The organism is Agrobacterium tumefaciens str. B6 (assembly GCF_001541315.1).
GTDB lineage: Bacteria > Pseudomonadota > Alphaproteobacteria > Rhizobiales > Rhizobiaceae > Agrobacterium > Agrobacterium radiobacter.
The window spans coordinates 1-4,093 of the sequence record NZ_LMVK01000031.1 but is presented as its reverse complement, the minus strand read 5'-3'; the positions used below and the strand labels follow the sequence as shown (position 1 = coordinate 4,093).

Here is a 4,093-nt window from a genome sequence, read left to right as displayed (position 1 = left end):
GGAAACAAACAAGCTATCAGCCCATCCGCTTGATTTCTTTAGAACGAAAGTCGTCGTCGCCAGCAGCGCCGCCGCCCTCGTTCAGTGAGCGGACTTATAAATCCACCCCACCAAACAAGTCAACACACACACCGTCAAAAAACTGACATTTTTATCAAGATATTGATATCACTACATAGTTTCGTGGTGCGCAACGGAAATGGGGGAAAAGGAGCGGAATCTTCAGACGTTTCACCACAGGCCGGATGTCTCCCCTCCATGCGTCATTGCAAATAGCGCGCCAGGAACCGCAATTTTGCCGGCGGAGCATTTGCCTTATCCTTACATACGGCTGTCAAAGCGCAGGGTCGTGCATTAGAAACGGCATATAAGACGCTTAAACCCACCCCCAATCGCCGCAGGCCTGTTTGCATGACCAGAACGTCCGTCCCTATGAAGACTGAATCGCCCGAACTTCCCGTCAGTGCCGTTCTGGGCGATATCGCCGAGGCCCTGGCCGGGGCGAAGCGCGCAGTTCTTTCAGCCCCTCCGGGCGCGGGTAAAACGACGCTGGTGCCGCTTCATCTTTTGCAGCAGGACTGGCGGGGTGACGGCAAGATCATTCTTCTCGAACCGCGCCGGCTTGCCGCCCGGGCCGCGGCCGGGCGCATGGCCGAGCTGCTTCACGAGGAAGTCGGGCAAACTGTCGGCTACCGCATGCGGCTCGACAATCGCATCTCCTCGAAAACCCGGATAGAGGTGGTGACCGAAGGCGTGTTTGCCCGGATGGTTCTGGACGATCCCGAACTTGCCGGCGTTTCGACTGTGATTTTCGACGAGTTTCATGAACGTTCGCTCGACGGCGATTTCGGACTGGCGCTTGCACTGGACGTGCAGAGTGGGTTGCGAGACGATCTGCGCATCCTCGTCATGTCTGCCACTCTCGATGTCGAACGCATCAGCGCGCTCATGGCAGATGCCCCGGTCATTCAGAGCCTTGGGCGGACGTTTCCGATCGACGTCCGCTATGAGGATCGTTGGCAGGGCGTACCGGTTGAAGAAAAAGTCACCAAGGCGATTACCGAAGCCCATGGGTCGGAAACCGGCTCCATCCTCGCTTTTCTGCCGGGACAGGCGGAAATTACCCGAACGGCCGCGCGGCTGGAGGGGCGTTTTCCCAGTGATACGGATATCATCCCCCTTTACGGAAACCTTTCGCAGAAGGAGCAGGATGCAGCGATAAAGCCGGCGCCAGCCGGACGGCGCAAGATCGTGCTGGCCACCTCGATTGCCGAAACATCCATTACGATCGATGGCGTGCGTGTGGTGATCGACAGCGGATTACAGCGACTGCCCGTCTTCGAGCCGGCAACGGGAATCACGAGGCTCGAAACGGTGCGGGTGTCGCGCGCTTCCGCCGACCAGCGGGCGGGGCGCGCCGGGCGAACGGAACCCGGTGTTGCGATCCGCCTGTGGCATCAAGGACAGACGGCGGCGCTCAATGCCTTTACGCCACCGCAAATTCTGGCGAGCGATCTCGCCGGCCTTGCGCTCGATCTCGCCCATTGGGGGGTTCAGGACCCGTCTTCTCTTGCTTTTCTTGATATGCCCCCCGAAGCCGCACTTAAAGAATCGGTGGCGCTTCTCAAAAATCTGGGCGCGCTCGACAAAGGCGGCGCACTGACGCAGCGCGGTCGTCTGATGCGCGGCCTTTCGCTGCCACCGCGACTGGCAGCCATGGTGATTGCGGCGGCAAGCGAGGGTGCGGGGAAAAAGGCGGCGATGCTCGCCGTCATGTTGACGGAACAGGGGCTCGGCGGAAACGACATCGATCTCGATGAACGGCTGCGACACTTTCTTTCCGACAGGAGCGAAAGGGCGCTGGCGGCGCGGAAGCTGGCATCGAGGCTGTTCGATGCGATCGGCGACAAAACGGCGACAGCCGAATTGCCGAGTGAGGCCGGTCCACTGCTGCTGCACGCCTATCCGGACAGGATCGCACTCCAGCGTGGCGCGCGCGGACGTTATGTAATGGCCAATGGGCGGGGTGCGGAGCTTGCCGAGACCGAGCGTCTGGCGGCGAGCAAAATGCTTGTCGTGGCCGATATTACCGGACGGGCGGCGCAACCGCGCATCCTTGCGGCGGCGGGCATAGAAAGGACCGATATAGAAGAGCGGATGCCGCACCTCATCGTTCAGCAGGACCAGCTGCTTTTCGACAAGGCGAGCGGCCAGGCGCGTGCGCGAAGGGTGACGCGGCTTGGCGCCATCATCCTCGACGAAACACCCCTGCCCCGCCCCGAGGGTGAACAGGCGGCCCAGGCGCTCGCCAATGGTATCAGGGAATTCGGCATCGACATTCTTCCGTTTTCGAAAGAGACGCTGCAGCTGCGCGACAGAATCGGCTTTCTGAACGCCAGTATCGGCGACCCCTGGCCTGATGTCAGCGACGAGGCTTTGCTTTCGCGGCTGGACAAATGGTTCGTCCCTTTTCAGAACGGCGCGCGCAGCCTGCAGGACATCCGGCCCGGCAGCCTTTCCGACGGGATTCTGTCCCTGTTGCCGCATGAGGTAGGGCGCGACCTCGGCAGGCTGGCGCCCACGCATTTCGAAGCGCCGACGGGCCAGCGCCACCCCATCCGTTACGATGCCAGCGAACCGACGCTTTCCATTCGTGTGCAGGAGCTTTTCGGACTGAGGGCTCACCCATCGATTGCGCAGGGGCGGTTGCCGCTGCTCCTGGAATTGACCTCGCCGGCACACAGGCCGATACAGACGACACGCGATCTTCCCGGTTTCTGGGCGGGATCCTGGAAGGACGTGCGGGCGGATATGCGCGGACGTTATCCACGCCATCCATGGCCGGAAGACCCGGCATCGGCGCTGCCGACCAGCCGCGCAAAACCGCACGGGACGTGATGACGATAAAGAGGGTAAAGGAGACGAAAATGGCTGGCCATTCGATCGAAACCACGAGACTTGGCCGCGCCAGCCGCAGGATAAGGCTGCAGACCATTGTCTGGCTGCGCTGGCTGGCGGTTGCCGGGCAGACGGCGACAATCCTGCTTGTCGCCTTCGGGCTCAATTTCCCCCTGCCGCTTCTGGCCTGCGGCCTCTTGATCGCGGCACTGGCGCTCGCCAACCTGTTTCTCACTGCCCGTTTTCCCTCCACCTATCGTCTGGAGCCCTGGGAAGCGACGTTGCTGCTGGCCTTCGACCTGCTGCAATTGACGGCGCTCATTTACATCACCGGTGGACTTTCCAATCCGTTCGCGCCGCTGATCTGCGTGCAGGTCATCATCGCGTTTGCCTCCCAGCCGCTTCGGCACTCGCTTATTCTTCTCGCCTTTGCCGTCATCTGCTCGACGGCGATCGCTTTTTCCCCCTTTCCGGTTCCCTGGTATCCCGGCGAGGTTTTGCCGATCCAGCTTCTGCTGCATGTCGGCACCTGGGTCGCGATCATCGCCACGACCTCGTTTGCGGCCTTTTATGCCTATCGCGTTTCGCATGAGGCAAATCAGCTGGCGGATGCGCTGGCTGCAACCGAACTGGTGCTGGAGCGGGAAAAACATCTTTCACAGCTGGATGGGTTGGCAGCAGCAGCAGCGCATGAGCTGGGCACGCCGCTCGCAACAATCAGCGTCGTCGCGAAGGAGATGGAGCGGGAACTTGGGCATGACGAAAAATTTGGCGAAGATATAGCGCTGCTGCGCAGCCAGAGCGAAAGATGCCGTGACATTCTGCGCCGGCTCACATCGCTTTCCACCGACAATGAAGAACATATGCGCCGCCTGCCGCTCTCTTCGCTGATCGAGGAGGTGATGGCCCCGCACCGGGAATTCGGCATCCGCCTCGAACTCGTTGAAAAGAGCAATCGCGCCGACGAGCCGGTCGGTATCCGCAATGCCGGTATCATCTACGGTCTCGGCAACCTCATTGAAAACGGCGTGGATTATGCGCGGGAAAAGGTCACCGTAACGGTGGATTACGATCAGCAGAACGTCGCCGTCATCATTGAAGACGACGGGCCGGGTTATGCCCATGACGTGCTTGCCCGTATCGGCGAGCCCTATGTGACCGAACGTCACAACGACACAAGGGCTGTCCCTTATAA

General features: G+C 60.7%; 2 protein-coding genes. Both read left to right on the top strand.

What is annotated here, in order from left to right; all coding sequences use genetic code 11:
* Positions 1–432: 432 nt before the first annotated feature.
* Positions 433–2,898 carry an ATP-dependent helicase HrpB gene (gene hrpB / locus ASB65_RS19115; RefSeq protein ID WP_060725073.1) on the top strand — a complete coding sequence of 822 codons (2,466 nt, stop codon included), beginning with the start codon at positions 433–435 and terminating at the stop codon, positions 2,896–2,898.
* Between the two features lie 29 nt (positions 2,899–2,927).
* Positions 2,928–4,093 (top strand): ActS/PrrB/RegB family redox-sensitive histidine kinase (locus ASB65_RS19110; protein ID WP_155643908.1); only part of this gene is annotated, 1,166 nt, incomplete at its 3' end.